Origin of the sequence: Microcoleus sp. B13-B6 (genome assembly GCF_036705405.1) — a bacterium.
GTDB lineage: Bacteria > Cyanobacteriota > Cyanobacteriia > Cyanobacteriales > Microcoleaceae > Microcoleus.
Genome location: NZ_JAUBUJ010000005.1, coordinates 81,133 through 95,030, shown reverse-complemented (window position 1 = coordinate 95,030; position 13,898 = coordinate 81,133). Strand labels below are relative to the sequence as shown.

Here is a 13,898-nt window from a genome sequence, read left to right as displayed (position 1 = left end):
GCCAAGAAACCGGGTTTTTTGAGCAAAATCCTTGGTTATAGCCCGCAGATTACGTAAAAAACCCGGTTTCTTGAGGATGCGTGGGTAAGTTCAGTGAAGGGGGCCAAGAAACCGGGTTTTTTGAGCAAAATCCTTGGTTATAGCCCGCAGATTACGTAAAAAACCCGGTTTCTTGAGGAAGCCGTGGATTCAAAACCCCCCCTCTTGAGGGGCATCTTAAGATGCCCGCGAGAGATAAACCCATTCAACACCCGCCATCTTGTTAAAATAAATGAACGTAGCAAACCACAAGCGGTCAATCTTGGCAGTCTTCAACCTTGGGCAAAGCAATATGAAAAATTCTTGGAAACACGCATGGCTGGGGCATCTAGCTGTAAACAAAGACAAGTCGAGCCAGAATCCTAAAAAATCAATTCCAGGACGGAATCTTTGGCGCATCCTGGGCAGTTTGGTGATTTCTCAAGGAATATTGCTCTCGACCCCGGTGTTTGCCGACAGCGCGCCAAACACCATGAGTTACAGCCAACTGATCGACAACATAGAAAAAGGGCAAGTCAGTAAAATCGAAGTAGACGAAACTCAAAAAACTGCCAAGGTTAGGCTAAAAAATCAAAAAAGCGATCTAACCCAATCAGTTAGTCTGTTCGATTACAACAACCGAGAACTGTACTCCCAAATCCGCGCCAAAAAAATTGACTTTGAAGTCAAACAAACAGCCGACAACGCCGCCGCAGTCAGTTTAGTAGTAAACTTGCTAGTGATTTTTGCAGTGTTGGCAGTGCTGATGGCAATCCTGCGCCGATCGACCCAATCTCAAGGAAATGCCATGAACTTCGGCAAATCCAGAGCTCGTTTCCAAATGGAAGCCAAAACCGGCGTGATGTTCGACGACGTAGCAGGCATCGAAGAAGCTAAAGAAGAACTGCAAGAAGTCGTAACCTTCCTCAAAAAACCCGAACGCTTCAACGCCATCGGCGCCAAAATTCCCAGAGGAGTTCTGTTAATCGGGCCTCCGGGAACCGGCAAAACAATGCTGGCAAAAGCCATCGCAGGCGAAGCAGCCGTCCCCTTCTTCAGCATCTCCGGTTCCGAATTTGTCGAAATGTTTGTCGGAGTTGGCGCCTCCCGCGTCCGCGACTTGTTCAAGAAAGCTAAAGAAAATTCGCCCTGCATCGTCTTCATCGACGAAATAGACGCCGTAGGAAGGCAGCGCGGCGCTGGTATCGGCGGCGGCAACGACGAACGCGAACAAACTCTCAACCAGTTGCTGACAGAAATGGACGGCTTTGAGGGTAACAGCGGCGTGATTGTGATTGCAGCTACTAACCGGCCCGACGTGCTCGATACCGCCCTGCTGCGGCCCGGCAGGTTCGATCGACAAGTAACGGTAGATTTACCCAGTTACAAAGGGCGTTTGGGGATTTTGCAAGTTCACGCGCGCAACAAAAAACTCGACCCAGAAGTTGCCCTAGAGACGATCGCCCGCCGCACTCCCGGCTTTTCCGGCGCCGACTTGGCAAACTTGCTCAACGAAGCAGCTATTCTCACTGCGAGGCGTCGCAAAGACACGATTAGTAACTTAGAAGTTCACGACGCGATCGACCGGATCACGATCGGGCTTACCCTCAACCCGCTGCTGGACAGCAAGAAAAAGTGGATGGTAGCATACCACGAAATCGGACACGCCCTAGTCGGGACGATGCTCAAAAATACTGATCCAATAGATAAAGTGACGATTATCCCCCGTTCCGGCGGCATCGCAGGCTTTGTTAGCTATGTGTACGACGACGAAATGATCGACAGCGAAGGTTTGATGAGTCGGGCTTGGCTGTTAAGCCGGATTACAGTAGCTTTGGGGGGAAGGGCGGCGGAGGCTGAAATTTACGGCGCTGCCGAAGTAACTCTCGGTGCCAGCGAGGATATCAAACAAGTCACCAGCCTCGCTAGGAAGATGGTAACGCTTTATGGAATGTCGGATTTGGGGCCTGTGGCTTTTGAAAGTCAGAACAATGAGGTGTTTTTGGGGCAGAACTGGAATTCCCGAAGTGAGTATTCCGAAGACATGGCAATCAAGATCGATCGCCAAGTCCGGGAAATTGCCTTTGAGTGCTACGAAGAAGCTCGCCGAATTATCCGCGAAAACCGCGCTTTGGTAGACAAACTTGTCGAAGCGCTGTTGGATGAAGAAACGATCGACGGCGACGAATTCCGCCAAATTGTAGCTCGGTACACCGAGTTGACAAAAAAAGAGTTAGCCCCAACGTAAAGAGTCAGTTGGCAGTTGGCAGTTGGCAGTTGGCAGTTGGCAGTTGGCAGTTGGCAGTTGGCAGTTGGCAGTGGTCAGTGGTCATTAGTTATATCATGTCCGCCTAATCACTTACGATATGTCCGCAGGGAGTGAAACGAAGCAATCGCAATGTTTCTGCGATTGCTTCTCTACGGTCGCAATGACGTTTAACCGGACAATTTATTATTGGTAAGAACTGTCAACTGACAACTGTCAACTGTCAACTGACAACTGACAAATTAAGATTGTTGGGAGTACATTTCCCGGAGTACCAAAGCCGGGTCTACCCAGCGGCCGCCGTACTTCAATCCCCAGTGCAAGTGAGGCCCACTCGTGCGGCCGGTCATCCCAACTCTGGCAATTCTCGCACCCGCAGGCACTGTTTGACCTTGCCAAATTTGCAAAGTACCTTCGCGATCGGTATAATAACGCCCGCCGTTAGCCGTTAGCACTCGGCCTCTAAGGTGACAGTAGATGTGTTCCCAATTTCCCGATCGCACCACCATACCAGTGCCGCATCGGCCATCTTCCCAAACTTCCACAACTTGCCCGCCCCACCAATTGCGGATATAGCTGCCTTCCGGGGCGGCCAAGTCCAAACCGTAATGAAAATCCCCGCCACGGGGGCCGAAGGGGGAAGTGTATGTTTCAAAGTTTTCGACTGGAAAAGAAGCTTCTTGCCACAAATTACCCGTCGCTACTCTGCTTGGTAAGCCTGACTGAGCTTTGACCACCTGCTGCTGCAAATAAGGGCTAATCAACACAATGCCGATCGAAAGTGCCAGCAGCAGCATCTGTCTGAGACGAAAAAAGCGTTTTGCCGTCAGCGGGCCTCTAGAGTCTTGCAGGATTTTTTTCACGGCTCAAAGTTAAATGTGTGTGCGAGTGTGCGTTGTCTGTTAGGCTCACATCTTGCACCCTTGTCAATAAAGCTTTCAGGGGCGGGCTTTCCGGCCCAACCCACAAAAAAATCATTGTTTGTGGAACGGGCATCTTGCCCGTTTCTGAGGTGCAAGATGTAAGTTATGCCAATTCGCTGCAAGATTGGCTTTGAGCTCTACCCGCGATCGCGAATCAGTTTATCAACAACGTGTATCTTACTCCATCCAAAACCCGTGTCAAGGCTTCCGGGTAAATGCCCAGGGGTAATAAAAAAAATTGGCCGACTAATTCGTGCTGCGGTTGAATTCGATCGAGCTTTTGCTTGACACTATAGTTAAGTTCGGGGATTTTGGATAACATCCAAAATCTCAAATTCATCACAAACATTCAAGCAATGCTTACTGAAATTTTTCCCTTTAGTTTTGCCATAGACGCAACTGCGATCGCCGGTGCGTCCTTGTGGTCTTTGGCCCTGTACTGGGGCCTGTCGCCCCTCACAGAATGGGTAATCCTGCAACTCAACCGCTGGATGAATTTTGCTGAGAGATCCCTCTACACCTCGGAAGCCGAGTTTGAAAGAACCCGCCAAGCCAGAGAAGCCCAAAATGCGTTTTACGCTTCGCTGTTGAGCATTGTGCCCTTTTTGATTGTGGGCGGATTGTGCAATTGGGGCGTAGAATTTTCTCTGGGTACTGGTTGGGCGGTATCTATGGGTACGATCGCCTGTATTGGTGGCGGCGTGTACGAGCTCGGCCGCCGAGACGGCGAGGAGTCTTAGGGGATTTTGGATTTTGGATTTTGGATTTTGGATTGCTCAAGATATTCGGAGATTTACCATTCTCTAGAATGGATGATAATCTCAAATCCAAAACTCCAAGTCTCAAATAACTTTGACCTTATAATGTTAATGGATTTGTGACAGATATTTTTTTTTATGAACCGCAGAGGGCGCAGAGGACACAGAGAAAGAGAAGAAAAGAGAAAGGAATAGAAGAGAATAGATGGTGTTCACATTTCTTCTAAGGCTTGCTATACAGGTAATCAAACAAAATTAGCCATGTATTTTAACCGTAATTTGACTCAGGATGTTTGCCTAAAAGCCGCAGTTGCCGTTCAGTAGCGGTAGCGATAATTTCGGGGTTAAACTGCCACGGCCAAGGCGAAAATTTCTGCGCGATGTTGCGGTGGGAATAATGCACTTGCAGTAAGTAGCGAGTTCCATCTGTTGTCGTATTTTTGCCGCCGGAGTGCCAAATTTCACTGCGGAAAAATAACACATCTCCTGCTTTGCACAAAACTGGTTCTGGGGAGTGTCCGTTCCAAGTTTCTTCCCCGCGTTCTGGTTTTCGACCAGATTTGTGACTACCAGGAATAATGTAGGTAGGACAGAGGTCTTCTGCGATGTCGCTGAGATAGAAATGGGCTGTACAAATCCATACTGGTAGTTGAAAAGTGCGATCCTCTTCGAGGGCTCCGCTAACGGCAAACACGCTTTCGGGCAGGGGTACAAACACCTGATCGACGTGGACGCGCCAACCATCATAACCGGGCCCGCTTTTCCACGCAGTCATGCCGATAATATGGCAATCGCTGCCCATTAATGCTTCGGCTAATTCAATTATACCCGGTCGATCGACATAGGAAAGCCACAGGCGATCGCGATTAAATACGCACTTAAAATGCTGGTTCAATTCACTCCAACTGCTACCATCGAGTCCGAAGGGTTGCAGGCGATCGAGTGCTTCCTTTGTTTGCGCCACTTCCGACGGACTGAGTACACCGGGAATCAGCGCAAAACCCTCTTCGCGCACCGCATCTACGGCCCCCGCTGTATCGAAAAGATCACAAGTCTTTTGCCGATAGCTGAAAACTTCGCTTAACGTGCTTGCGTTCATACTTAAAAAAGTAAAATTATTAACTGTTATTAAATTAACACTTATTCTGCTCGATACTTGCATACTATGAAACCAGCTACCCGGTTTATTGGTACATCAGGACTTACACAAAATTTAATTATGTAGGGCACGCACTGCTCACATTACGTCTGATTTGGGGATAAATCAAATGAAATACCAACCAGAACCAACATCATTAAATCAAGCCCGCGCCGCCTTCAAAAAAATCTGGGGATACGACGACTTTCGACCACCGCAAGGAGAAATTGTCGGCAGTTTATTAGCCGGAAAAGATACCATTATAATTATGCCGACAGGTGGTGGCAAATCAATCTGCTTTCAACTGCCAGCTTTGTTACAAACAGGCTTAACTTTGGTAGTTTCGCCGTTAGTCGCCTTGATGGAAAATCAAGTGCAAGAATTGCGCGATCGCAATCTGCCCGCTTCCCTCCTCCACAGTCAATTGCCAACAGCGCAGCGCCGACAAACTATGCAGTCGCTGCAACAAAATAAATTAAGATTGCTGTACCTATCTCCCGAAACATTACTCAGCAAACCTGTTTGGGAAATTATCAGTCAGCCACAAATCCAAATCAACGGTTTAATATTAGATGAAGCTCACTGTTTAGTGCAGTGGGGTGATACTTTTCGACCAGCTTACCGCCGTTTGGGAACAGTGCGATCGGCTTTGTTGAAAGCTAAACCAGCAAATAGTAAAATTGCGATCGCAGCTTTTACCGCTACCGCCAACCCGGAAGCACAGCAGACAATCAAAAATGTCTTGCAACTGCAACAACCCGAAGCATTTTTGCTAAGTCCCTACCGTTCTAATCTGCACCTGCAAGTGCAAACAGTCTGGACGCCGAGAGGACGCAAGCAGCAGTTATTAAATTTTATTAAAGCTCGACCAAAACAAGCAGGTTTAGTCTATGTCCGCACGAGAAAAGATAGCGAAAGCTTGGCGGATTTGTTGGAAGCAGCAGGTTATGAAACAGCAGCATATCATGCAGGTTTAAGTCCCGAATCACGGCGAAAAATAGAAAACGCTTGGCTGAACAATGAGCTAAAATTCGTAACTTGTACCTCAGCATTCGGGATGGGAATTAACAAGCCCGATGTCCGGTGGGTTGTTCATTATCAAGCACCTTTGCTATTATCGGAATACATTCAGGAAATTGGTAGAGGCGGACGCGACGGCAAATCTGCGATCGCCCTGACATTGATTAGCGAACCGACGGGTTTGCTTTATCCCGAAGATAAACAAAGAAAGGAATTTTTTCAAGATAAATTGCGATCGCAATACCGAGAAGCTCAGCAATTAGCCCAAAAACTGCCAGTTAAAGGGGATATAGAAGCAGTTTCCCGCGAATTTCCTGAAAGCACGATCGCCCTTTCGATTCTCCACAGCAGCGGACAATTAACATGGCAAGATCCTTTTAATTATGCGATCGACAAATCCGCACAGCAAAAAGCGGAAAAATCAAATTTTACCGCCGCTGAGGAAATGGTAAAATATTTGAAACATCGGCAGTGCAGGTGGCAATTTTTGCTGCAAGCTTTTGGGTTTGCAAATGAGGCGAAATCTATGCAGTGCGGCCACTGCGATAATTGTCGGTGAAACCAGTTCGTGGGGGCGGGTTTACGAGATTATAGGTTTTAGGCAATTATTATGGGTGAAACCCGCCCCTACAGGATATGTAGTGCATACAAATCGATCGATTTTAAATTAGCGATTACCGATTACCAAAGAAAGTAAATGATAGAAACAGACACTGCGGCACATATTTACACAGTAGAAAATACAGAGGAATTCGATCGCAGTAATGTCAATCAGCGATTAGATATTTGGCTGTCAAACCAGATACCGGACTTATCCCGATCGCGAATCCAAAGCCTCATATCACAAGGTAACGTCAAAGTCAACGACGAAACCTGCACCTCGAAAAAAATATCAGTAAAAACGGGCGATCGCATCCACCTCACATTACCTGAAGCCCAGCCCACAAAGTTGCAGGCCGAAGCAATTCCCCTCGACATCCTCTACGAAGATGACAGCCTAATTATCATCAACAAACCAGCCGGATTAGTCGTCCACCCAGCCGCCGGACACGCAGACGGTACATTAGTCAACGCTCTCTTAGCCCACTGTCCCCTAGCAGAAATAGGCGGAGTTCAGCGGCCGGGAATCGTACACAGATTAGACAAAGATACAACAGGCGCGATCGCGATCGCCAAAACCGACATTGCTCACCAACATCTGCAAGCCCAACTCAAAACTAAAACCGCCCGCCGCGAATATTTAGGCATAGTTTACGGTGCTCCCAATACCGAAACAGGCACAATAGACCTACCCATCGGGCGGCATCCCACAGACCGCAAAAAAATGGCGGTAGTACCAGTAGAAAAAGGCGGTCGCCCCGCAGTTACTCACTGGACAATTAAAGAAAGAATCGGCAACTATTGCTTAATGCACTATCAATTAGAAACCGGCCGCACCCATCAAATTCGCGTGCATACAGCGGAAATAAAACATCCGATTGTTGGCGACCCGATGTACAGTTCCAACCGTTCCATCGGCGTCAATTTAACCGGACAAGCCCTCCACGCATGGCGGCTGACTTTGCAGCATCCCGTAACAGGAGAATTAATAGAGGCGATCGCCCCTTTGCCCGATCAATTCAACACTTTGTTGAAAATATTGCGGTTGCGGGCTAATATTTGATATTTTGGGCAGTTAACACTGGTAATTTCTATGTCTAAATTTGAGGAACTTTGCAAAGCTTACGCCGCATCCCGGCAAGCATACCGCAAATCCTGCGAAGCTTGTCAGGATTTTAGTGAAATTTTTATCAAGCAAATGAGCGATTATTTGGAATGCCCGATTCAAAACCAAAATCATAAATTTGATGACAATGGCATACTGTATTTTGATGGTGCGATCAATGTTTGCGAAAATCCCGAAAATCCCGAAAATGGCGATCGCGAAACAGTCGAAATATCTTTGAGTGTTAACAAAGTTATTGACAATTTCATTCTCACGGTTTATCCTTGGGGTCACGAATTCAAGATTCTCATTGATGAACCCAGACACTTTGAAGAAGCTTTTGAATACATTTTTGATCGACTCCAATCAGCTTATACTGGCGTAAGCCTCTTACCGTCAGAACCTGATCCTGTACCTTTTTAATGACTAAACTCCTTACTATAAACCTTTTTTCCCCTTCCTTTTTTTTCATTAAACTTCTTGCCTAAATCTTTGATGTAAGAGGGAAACCGCAGATGAACGCAGATGAACGCAAATAGTTCAGGGGGTGACAACCCCGTCTTGACCCATAGCTAACAAAGGTTAGACCGATTTATGGTAAAAAAAGATGGGGTCAATTTTATAAGTAACCCTATCTATATGCAATCCTAAATCATTTGCATAATTATTGTAGGGGCAATCCCCCCGTGGTTGCCCGATAGATAGGGGGTAGGCACGGGGAGTAGGGGTAGCACTACCCCTACAAATGTATCTGAATCATTTAGGATTGCTATATATGCAATGTCACCTCCATTTTACCAAAATTGTTTCCCAAGACAACTAAAAAAATGGGTATTCAAAAATATGTGGGGCGCATCAAAGAAGAACCGCGAACTATACGCCGACATAGTATTTTTTGGATGGGATTGTATGGTCATTCTTGGGTAATAGAAATAGAATGTTGTGAAAAAATGATTGAGTAATTAATGGCAATAAGACGGAACAAGCTACCATTTTTTCAGAGGGCTTGAGGGCTATGTCCCTGATGAGACGGACGTTTTGAGGGCGTTGTCACCCCGTGAAGAAAAACCCTTTACTTACATCAAATCTGGCGGCTACTTTCCTAATTGATGTATCACCTTGTTCATAACTTTTAACAAAGCCAAAGCCGTCGCTTGACTGGTGGACTCCCAAATCCAAATAGTCAGCGCAAACGCGGAAATAGCGCTGCCAATCATCGAAGCAGCTTGTCCGAGCCAGAGTTGAATAAATTTTTGCATGAAATAGGCGATTAATAGGATTTAAAATTCCGAGGATAGGGGTTTTTAGGCAGGATAATGACCGAAAGCATCCAGGATACCCGCCACGTGATTCATTCCGAAAGCAGACTCAGGATCCAGAAATAAAAAACCTGTATCCGATGAAACTTGCCCCCCGAATTTATCTCGCGCAAGTCAATGCTTCAATTCTTTAATCTAAAATCTAAAATCTAAAATCTAAAATCGATTGACACCCGCATAAAATCCCACGCCGCTCTCATTAAAACCAAGGCCATTGCTGGCTAAGTGGAGATAATTCTTCATATTGCTGTCTCGCCTCCTTGCGGTAAAATTTCGCCAAATGCCGCTGCCGCCACATCAGGACACCCGTAACAAACAGTACAAACGCTGCTAATCCTGCGATCGCGTGTACCAACCGCAAGTAAATTCCGCCATAGCTGCCAATATGTAGCGGATAAAGTGAGTTGAGAATTCGATTTGCTACAGAAGCTGAATTTACACTGTCAGCCTGCAATATTTCGCCACTGTATTGGTCTATATAAATGGTGCTAACCCCGTTTGGGTGCGGCTCGTTGGGAAATTTTTTACGTACTTTAAAAATTGCTTCAGGCGTCAAAGGCAGAGAAATAAAAGTGGTTGTAGCTTCCGGCCAAACGGTATTAACTTGGTGTAATATTTCATCAATATTTTGCCTCGAACTGCTAGAGTGGAGATGAGAAGTCAAGGCTGGGTGTGGCTTTTCATTCGTTAGCCAATACAGAGTCGATTCAACGGGCGCGTAAAAAATTATCGCTGTCCCTGTAGCGGAGATGAGTATGAGAAAAGCGACCGAGACAATGCCAGAAACGTTATGTAAATCAAATACAGTCCGCTGCCAGTGAGCTTTCCAATTAATAGAAAATCCGCGACCCAAATTGCGCCAACCAGTCCACAATACCAAGCCAGTAAAAGTTAGTCCTAGCATTACTAGACCGCAAATGCCTACAACAAGATGACCGAATTCTCCTGCCGCTAATTCCGCGTGTAACGTAAAAATAAAACCTGTAAAAGTTTCTTTCTTAAGGCGCGCGCCCTTAATTTCTCCGCTGTAAGGATTGACATAAACGTTAACTATTTCCTCACTCTTTGACAGCATCGAAACTTGGCAAACTTCCTTCGCTGATCGCGGCAGCAAGATACTAAGAGCTTGATTTTGCGGATAAGCTTTTTCGACAATTTGCAGGACATTTTCCAGCGGTATCCGTTCGACTTGAGGAATTACTTGCAGGAGTTGGGGATTGAAGAACCGCTCGATTTCGGGACTAAAAACCAGTAAGCTGCCGGTTAAAGCAATTGCTGCTAGAAATATTCCTACTACCAACCCCAAATACAAGTGGAGTTTGAATGCGAGTTTGCGGAACTTCATCTCGAAATTTTCCTCGAAGCCGTTAACTGTTCTCATTAAGGTAAAACCGATAGTCCGACAGGGAATTCATTCCCTGTCTCAAAGCTAAAGTCCTCGCTATGAGGACTGAGAAAAACACTTTTCGACTCATTAGTCCTCTTGAGAGGACTTTAGCTATTAGACAGGGGTTTCAACCCCTGGCGGACTAGCGGGTGGGCGCGAGGACTGGCAGACTAATATCAAATCCGTTAGCATCGGAATAGTAAATTCGAGTTCACTGTTGACGGTTGGCTGTTGACAGTGAACAGTCAACCGTCAACAGTCAACATCATTCCGGTGTAACCGGAAATGATATAACAGCTTAAATTGACACCAATGGGTTCTTGGAGTGTCCCTACGGGGATATTGAATCTACCTCATAAACCTGCAATCTGCTGTAATTACCAGTTAAGGCGGTAATTAACACTGAGAGTCAAACCTCTCCCTGCATAATTAGAGCTGTCCAATCCAAATCCAGCGGAGTATTGCGACAGCACAGGAAAATATTGATTATTCAATAAATTCTCGACTTTGACTTGTAGCAGCCCCGATCCAATTTTAACCGCGCTGACGTAATCCAGTGTGAGATAGCTGCTAATCGGGCCGCCATCCGAGCCGTCTTTGAAGGCTTGATCGCGATTTCCAGAATATAATAACTGTAACCGATTGTTCCATCCCGGCAAAGTTTCGTTTTGAACATAAGCTGTTAGCTTGAGCGGTGGAATTCGGCTGCTATCGATGGCGATGTAACGGTTGTCATCCTCATATTCGCCTTGAATATAAGTAGCAGTCCCACCGATCGACCATGTTCGTCCAGGTTGCCAATCCACAGTTCCTTCTAAGCCGTAAATGCGTTCTGGGGCGCGCTGTAGTTCCAGGCGGCCTGTGTTGCCAACTGGTTCAAAACGGACTCCTAGATCCGAGGTATTGTAAAAAGCGGCAAGCGACATTTGCACGGATTGCCACCCTCCTCGAATGCCAATTTCGTAGCTGTTGACTTTTTGCGGTTGAGTTACTTCTAACGAAGATTCAATTCCGACAAAATCATCGGGGGGTTGGCGGAGGATGCGGCCGAAATCTGGAACTGAGAAACCTTGAGAAAAGTTGCCAAATATGTTGAAGGTGTCATTAATTTTATAGACAGCCCCTGTATTAAATAGGGTGGCGTTAAATTTGCGATCGCCTCCTTCGATCTGGCGCTCATTAAAAGTCGTATAATCATTGACGTTTAACCCGAGGCGTTCGTGACGTATCCCACCACTTAAAATGACGATATCGTCAATATTCCATTCCATTTGACCGAAAAAGCCAAGGCTGTTGAAAGTGTAAGGAGGGACGAAAGGACGCTCGGAGATTTTCCGGTAAACCCGGCGGCCACTTGCGTCAAATCTCTCCGGGTCGTACAGGTCGAAACGCTGTCTGCTATCTTCAGTAATATAGTCAGAACCCCAAGTTAATCGAAGATTTTCGGCACGGGATAAAGGAGTGGTGATCGCCAGTCTACCTCCTATCTGTTCGTTCTCGGCTCGCGAACGAGTAACACCGACAAACGGCCCAAAGAAGTCGGACGTGCGGTAATCTGAAGGAACACCTACATTGGAATTCGTTCGATAGTAGATTTGACTTTGAAGGGTGCTGCCAAAAAGGTTTTGGTTGGTGTAACTTAGGTTGATCTGTGTACTTTTATTTCCCGGTGTTTCCCCGTCAATATCCAAATCTCCGGTTCGGATGGCGCGGGCTTTTTGCCGTCCTTCCTGGTCGTCAACGCTAACGTCTGGGATCACATTAGGATCTTGGGTTTCGCGATAGTGATTGACCGTTAGTTGCAGCCGCTGGTTGGTGTCCAAATCTACCCCGACTTTGCCCATGACGTTGAAGAGCGTGCTGCTATCTCCGCCGATTTCAAACAAGGGAATGCGATCGCCTTTGGCATCGTAAAAAGCTCCACTTCTAGAGAGCGAGACAGTGCCGGTCATATCGAAATTGCCACTTCGGCCAGAAATCGTCTGCTGAGCGTTAAAGCCTAAAGCATCTCTTGTGTTTGTTAAAGGGCTACTGACGCCCACTTCAGTAACAGCAGTTAGCCTTTCCTCAGTTGGGCGACGAGTAATAATATTAATCACGCCACCTGTAGCCTGAGCGCCGTAGATTGCGGTAGACCCCCGCACTACTTCAACACGCTCGATCGCGCTGGGATCGATGTTTCTGAATTCTCTGCCAAAAGATTGAAGATTGGTCGTTTGTGGCACGCCGTCAATCAGAACGGAAACGTCGCGACCCCGCAAAGTTTGTCCATAAGTGGTCGTAGTTTGAGTGGGCGGCGCAAAACCGGGAACCTGATTTGCCAGAGCTTCCCCGACATTTCTCGATGGCCCTGTGTCCCGCTGAATTTCTTCTGAGTCTACCACCGTTATAGAGCGTGGCACGTTCGTCACTCTTTGTGAGGTTCGTGTTGCAGTGACGACGATTTCAATCGGGGATCTCCCCACCTGTGGCGTGCCAGGTGGCTGCGCTGTCGGCGGCAAGGGTTCTCCGGGTGTCCCAGGTGGCTGCGCTGTCGGCGGCAAGGGTTCTCCGGGCGTCCCAGGTGGCTGCGCTGTAGGCGGTAAGGGTTCTCCTGGTGTCCCAGGTGGCTGCGCTGTAGGCGGTAAGGGTTCTGCGGGTATCTCTACCGACTGCCCTGTCGGCGGCAAGGGTTCTCCGGGCGTACCTGGTGCCTGTGTTGTAGGAGCAGGTGCAGACGGGCGAGCAGTCATCTCCGAGGTGGGTTTTAAGCCCAGAATCAGACCTGCAGCGTTAGGAATCACCCGTGCCACTGGTTGACCCCTCTCGCCAACGACTTTGATTCGGATGCTGTTGTTATCTAAAGGAGTAACGGTGACAGAAGCAATTCCGGCAGCAGGCTTGTCTTGACGAAACTCATTTCCCCCCGGTAGTCGCAGTTGAGCGGTGATGACATCAACTTGTAAAGTTTCGCCAAAGCTGGCGCTGAAGACTTGCAGGGGTCTTCCATCTTCAGTGTCTAGGATGATTTCAATGCCTTCTGACGTGGGGTTGAGGCGAACGCCCGTCACCTGCGCGATGTTGGAAGCGCACGCGGGCCCAGCGACTAACGCCGACACGACTCCTGCCAGCCCAAGGCTATTTAATAATTTCTGCGATCTGTTCATTACTCTTGAATCAACAATTAATGGAACTTCGGATATGTGGTTTGCGTTGCTTGCACAACATGATTTGTGGCAGCGTTGCTGCTCTTCTGTGTCTCTTGAAACTGACCTGCCCAAGATCCGGCCCAGTTGTCGGGCGCAGTTCGATCCGATTCTCCCGTCGCTAGTGGCATTTGTCTGGGAATACAGGAGGCGCGTGAGGGCGAAAGCCTCATTCCGGT

The 13,898-nt window shown here is 47.4% G+C and carries 11 protein-coding genes; 5 read left to right on the top strand and 6 right to left on the bottom strand.

What is annotated here, in order from left to right; all coding sequences use genetic code 11:
• Window positions 1-331 precede the first annotated feature (331 nt).
• Window positions 332-2,266, top strand: a complete 1,935-nt coding sequence (gene ftsH / locus QUB35_RS03855; protein ID WP_333139537.1) for an ATP-dependent zinc metalloprotease FtsH — start codon at window positions 332-334, stop codon at window positions 2,264-2,266.
• Between the two features lie 260 nt (window positions 2,267-2,526).
• Here the strand turns inward: ftsH and QUB35_RS03850 are convergent, their stop codons facing one another.
• A complete protein-coding gene (locus tag QUB35_RS03850) occupies window positions 2,527-3,081 on the bottom strand; it encodes a M23 family metallopeptidase (protein ID WP_333139623.1) in 555 nt (184 codons plus the stop codon).
• A 280-nt stretch (window positions 3,082-3,361) separates the two neighbouring features.
• A complete protein-coding gene (locus tag QUB35_RS03845; RefSeq protein ID WP_333139536.1) occupies window positions 3,362-3,529 on the bottom strand; it encodes a hypothetical protein in 168 nt (55 codons plus the stop codon).
• A 34-nt stretch (window positions 3,530-3,563) separates the two neighbouring features.
• Here QUB35_RS03845 and QUB35_RS03840 point away from each other — a divergent pair, with 34 nt between their 5' ends.
• Complete coding sequence (locus QUB35_RS03840; RefSeq protein ID WP_333052219.1) at window positions 3,564-3,947, top strand: hypothetical protein; 384 nt, start codon at window positions 3,564-3,566, stop codon at window positions 3,945-3,947.
• A 286-nt stretch (window positions 3,948-4,233) separates the two neighbouring features.
• On the opposite strand, the gene QUB35_RS03835 is transcribed toward QUB35_RS03840, so the two are convergent.
• A complete protein-coding gene (locus tag QUB35_RS03835) occupies window positions 4,234-5,064 on the bottom strand; it encodes a phytanoyl-CoA dioxygenase family protein (RefSeq protein WP_333139534.1) in 831 nt (276 codons plus the stop codon).
• 169 nt (window positions 5,065-5,233) lie between these two features.
• On the opposite strand from QUB35_RS03835, the gene QUB35_RS03830 reads away from it, so the two are divergent.
• The 3 genes from QUB35_RS03830 (at window position 5,234) to QUB35_RS03820 (ending at window position 8,251) form a co-directional block, all read left to right on the top strand.
• Window positions 5,234-6,682, top strand: a complete 1,449-nt coding sequence (locus QUB35_RS03830; RefSeq protein WP_333139532.1) for a RecQ family ATP-dependent DNA helicase — start codon at window positions 5,234-5,236, stop codon at window positions 6,680-6,682.
• 138 nt (window positions 6,683-6,820) lie between these two features.
• Complete coding sequence (locus QUB35_RS03825; protein WP_333139530.1) at window positions 6,821-7,786, top strand: RluA family pseudouridine synthase; 966 nt, start codon at window positions 6,821-6,823, stop codon at window positions 7,784-7,786.
• A 30-nt stretch (window positions 7,787-7,816) separates the two neighbouring features.
• Window positions 7,817-8,251 (top strand): hypothetical protein, encoded by a 435-nt coding sequence (locus QUB35_RS03820; RefSeq protein WP_333139528.1) that lies wholly within the window; start codon window positions 7,817-7,819, stop codon window positions 8,249-8,251.
• 671 nt (window positions 8,252-8,922) lie between these two features.
• Here QUB35_RS03820 and QUB35_RS03815 read toward each other — a convergent pair.
• From QUB35_RS03815 to QUB35_RS03805, 3 genes are all read right to left on the bottom strand, one after another.
• Window positions 8,923-9,087, bottom strand: coding sequence for a hypothetical protein (locus QUB35_RS03815; RefSeq protein WP_333139526.1), 165 nt, complete (start codon window positions 9,085-9,087; stop codon window positions 8,923-8,925).
• A 259-nt stretch (window positions 9,088-9,346) separates the two neighbouring features.
• Complete coding sequence (locus QUB35_RS03810) at window positions 9,347-10,528, bottom strand: PepSY-associated TM helix domain-containing protein (RefSeq protein ID WP_333139524.1); 1,182 nt, start codon at window positions 10,526-10,528, stop codon at window positions 9,347-9,349.
• A 383-nt stretch (window positions 10,529-10,911) separates the two neighbouring features.
• On the bottom strand, window positions 10,912-13,680 hold the full coding sequence (locus tag QUB35_RS03805; RefSeq protein ID WP_333139522.1) for a TonB-dependent receptor domain-containing protein: 2,769 nt from the start codon (window positions 13,678-13,680) through the stop codon (window positions 10,912-10,914).
• Between the last annotated feature and the right edge of the window lie 218 nt (window positions 13,681-13,898).

Excerpts from the sequence above, each read along its gene's own strand:
- ftsH (WP_333139537.1), top strand. The coding sequence starts at position 332 with ATGAAAAATTCTTGGAAACACGCATGGCTGGGGCATCTAGCTGTAAAC.
- QUB35_RS03850 (WP_333139623.1), bottom strand. The coding sequence starts at position 3,081 with ATGCTGCTGCTGGCACTTTCGATCGGCATTGTGTTGATTAGCCCTTAT.
- QUB35_RS03845 (WP_333139536.1), bottom strand. The coding sequence starts at position 3,529 with ATGTTATCCAAAATCCCCGAACTTAACTATAGTGTCAAGCAAAAGCTC.
- QUB35_RS03840 (WP_333052219.1), top strand. The coding sequence starts at position 3,564 with ATGCTTACTGAAATTTTTCCCTTTAGTTTTGCCATAGACGCAACTGCG.
- QUB35_RS03835 (WP_333139534.1), bottom strand. The coding sequence starts at position 5,064 with ATGAACGCAAGCACGTTAAGCGAAGTTTTCAGCTATCGGCAAAAGACT.
- QUB35_RS03830 (WP_333139532.1), top strand. The coding sequence starts at position 5,234 with ATGAAATACCAACCAGAACCAACATCATTAAATCAAGCCCGCGCCGCC.
- QUB35_RS03825 (WP_333139530.1), top strand. The coding sequence starts at position 6,821 with ATGATAGAAACAGACACTGCGGCACATATTTACACAGTAGAAAATACA.
- QUB35_RS03820 (WP_333139528.1), top strand. The coding sequence starts at position 7,817 with ATGTCTAAATTTGAGGAACTTTGCAAAGCTTACGCCGCATCCCGGCAA.
- QUB35_RS03815 (WP_333139526.1), bottom strand. The coding sequence starts at position 9,087 with ATGCAAAAATTTATTCAACTCTGGCTCGGACAAGCTGCTTCGATGATT.
- QUB35_RS03810 (WP_333139524.1), bottom strand. The coding sequence starts at position 10,528 with ATGAGAACAGTTAACGGCTTCGAGGAAAATTTCGAGATGAAGTTCCGC.
- QUB35_RS03805 (WP_333139522.1), bottom strand. The coding sequence starts at position 13,680 with ATGAACAGATCGCAGAAATTATTAAATAGCCTTGGGCTGGCAGGAGTC.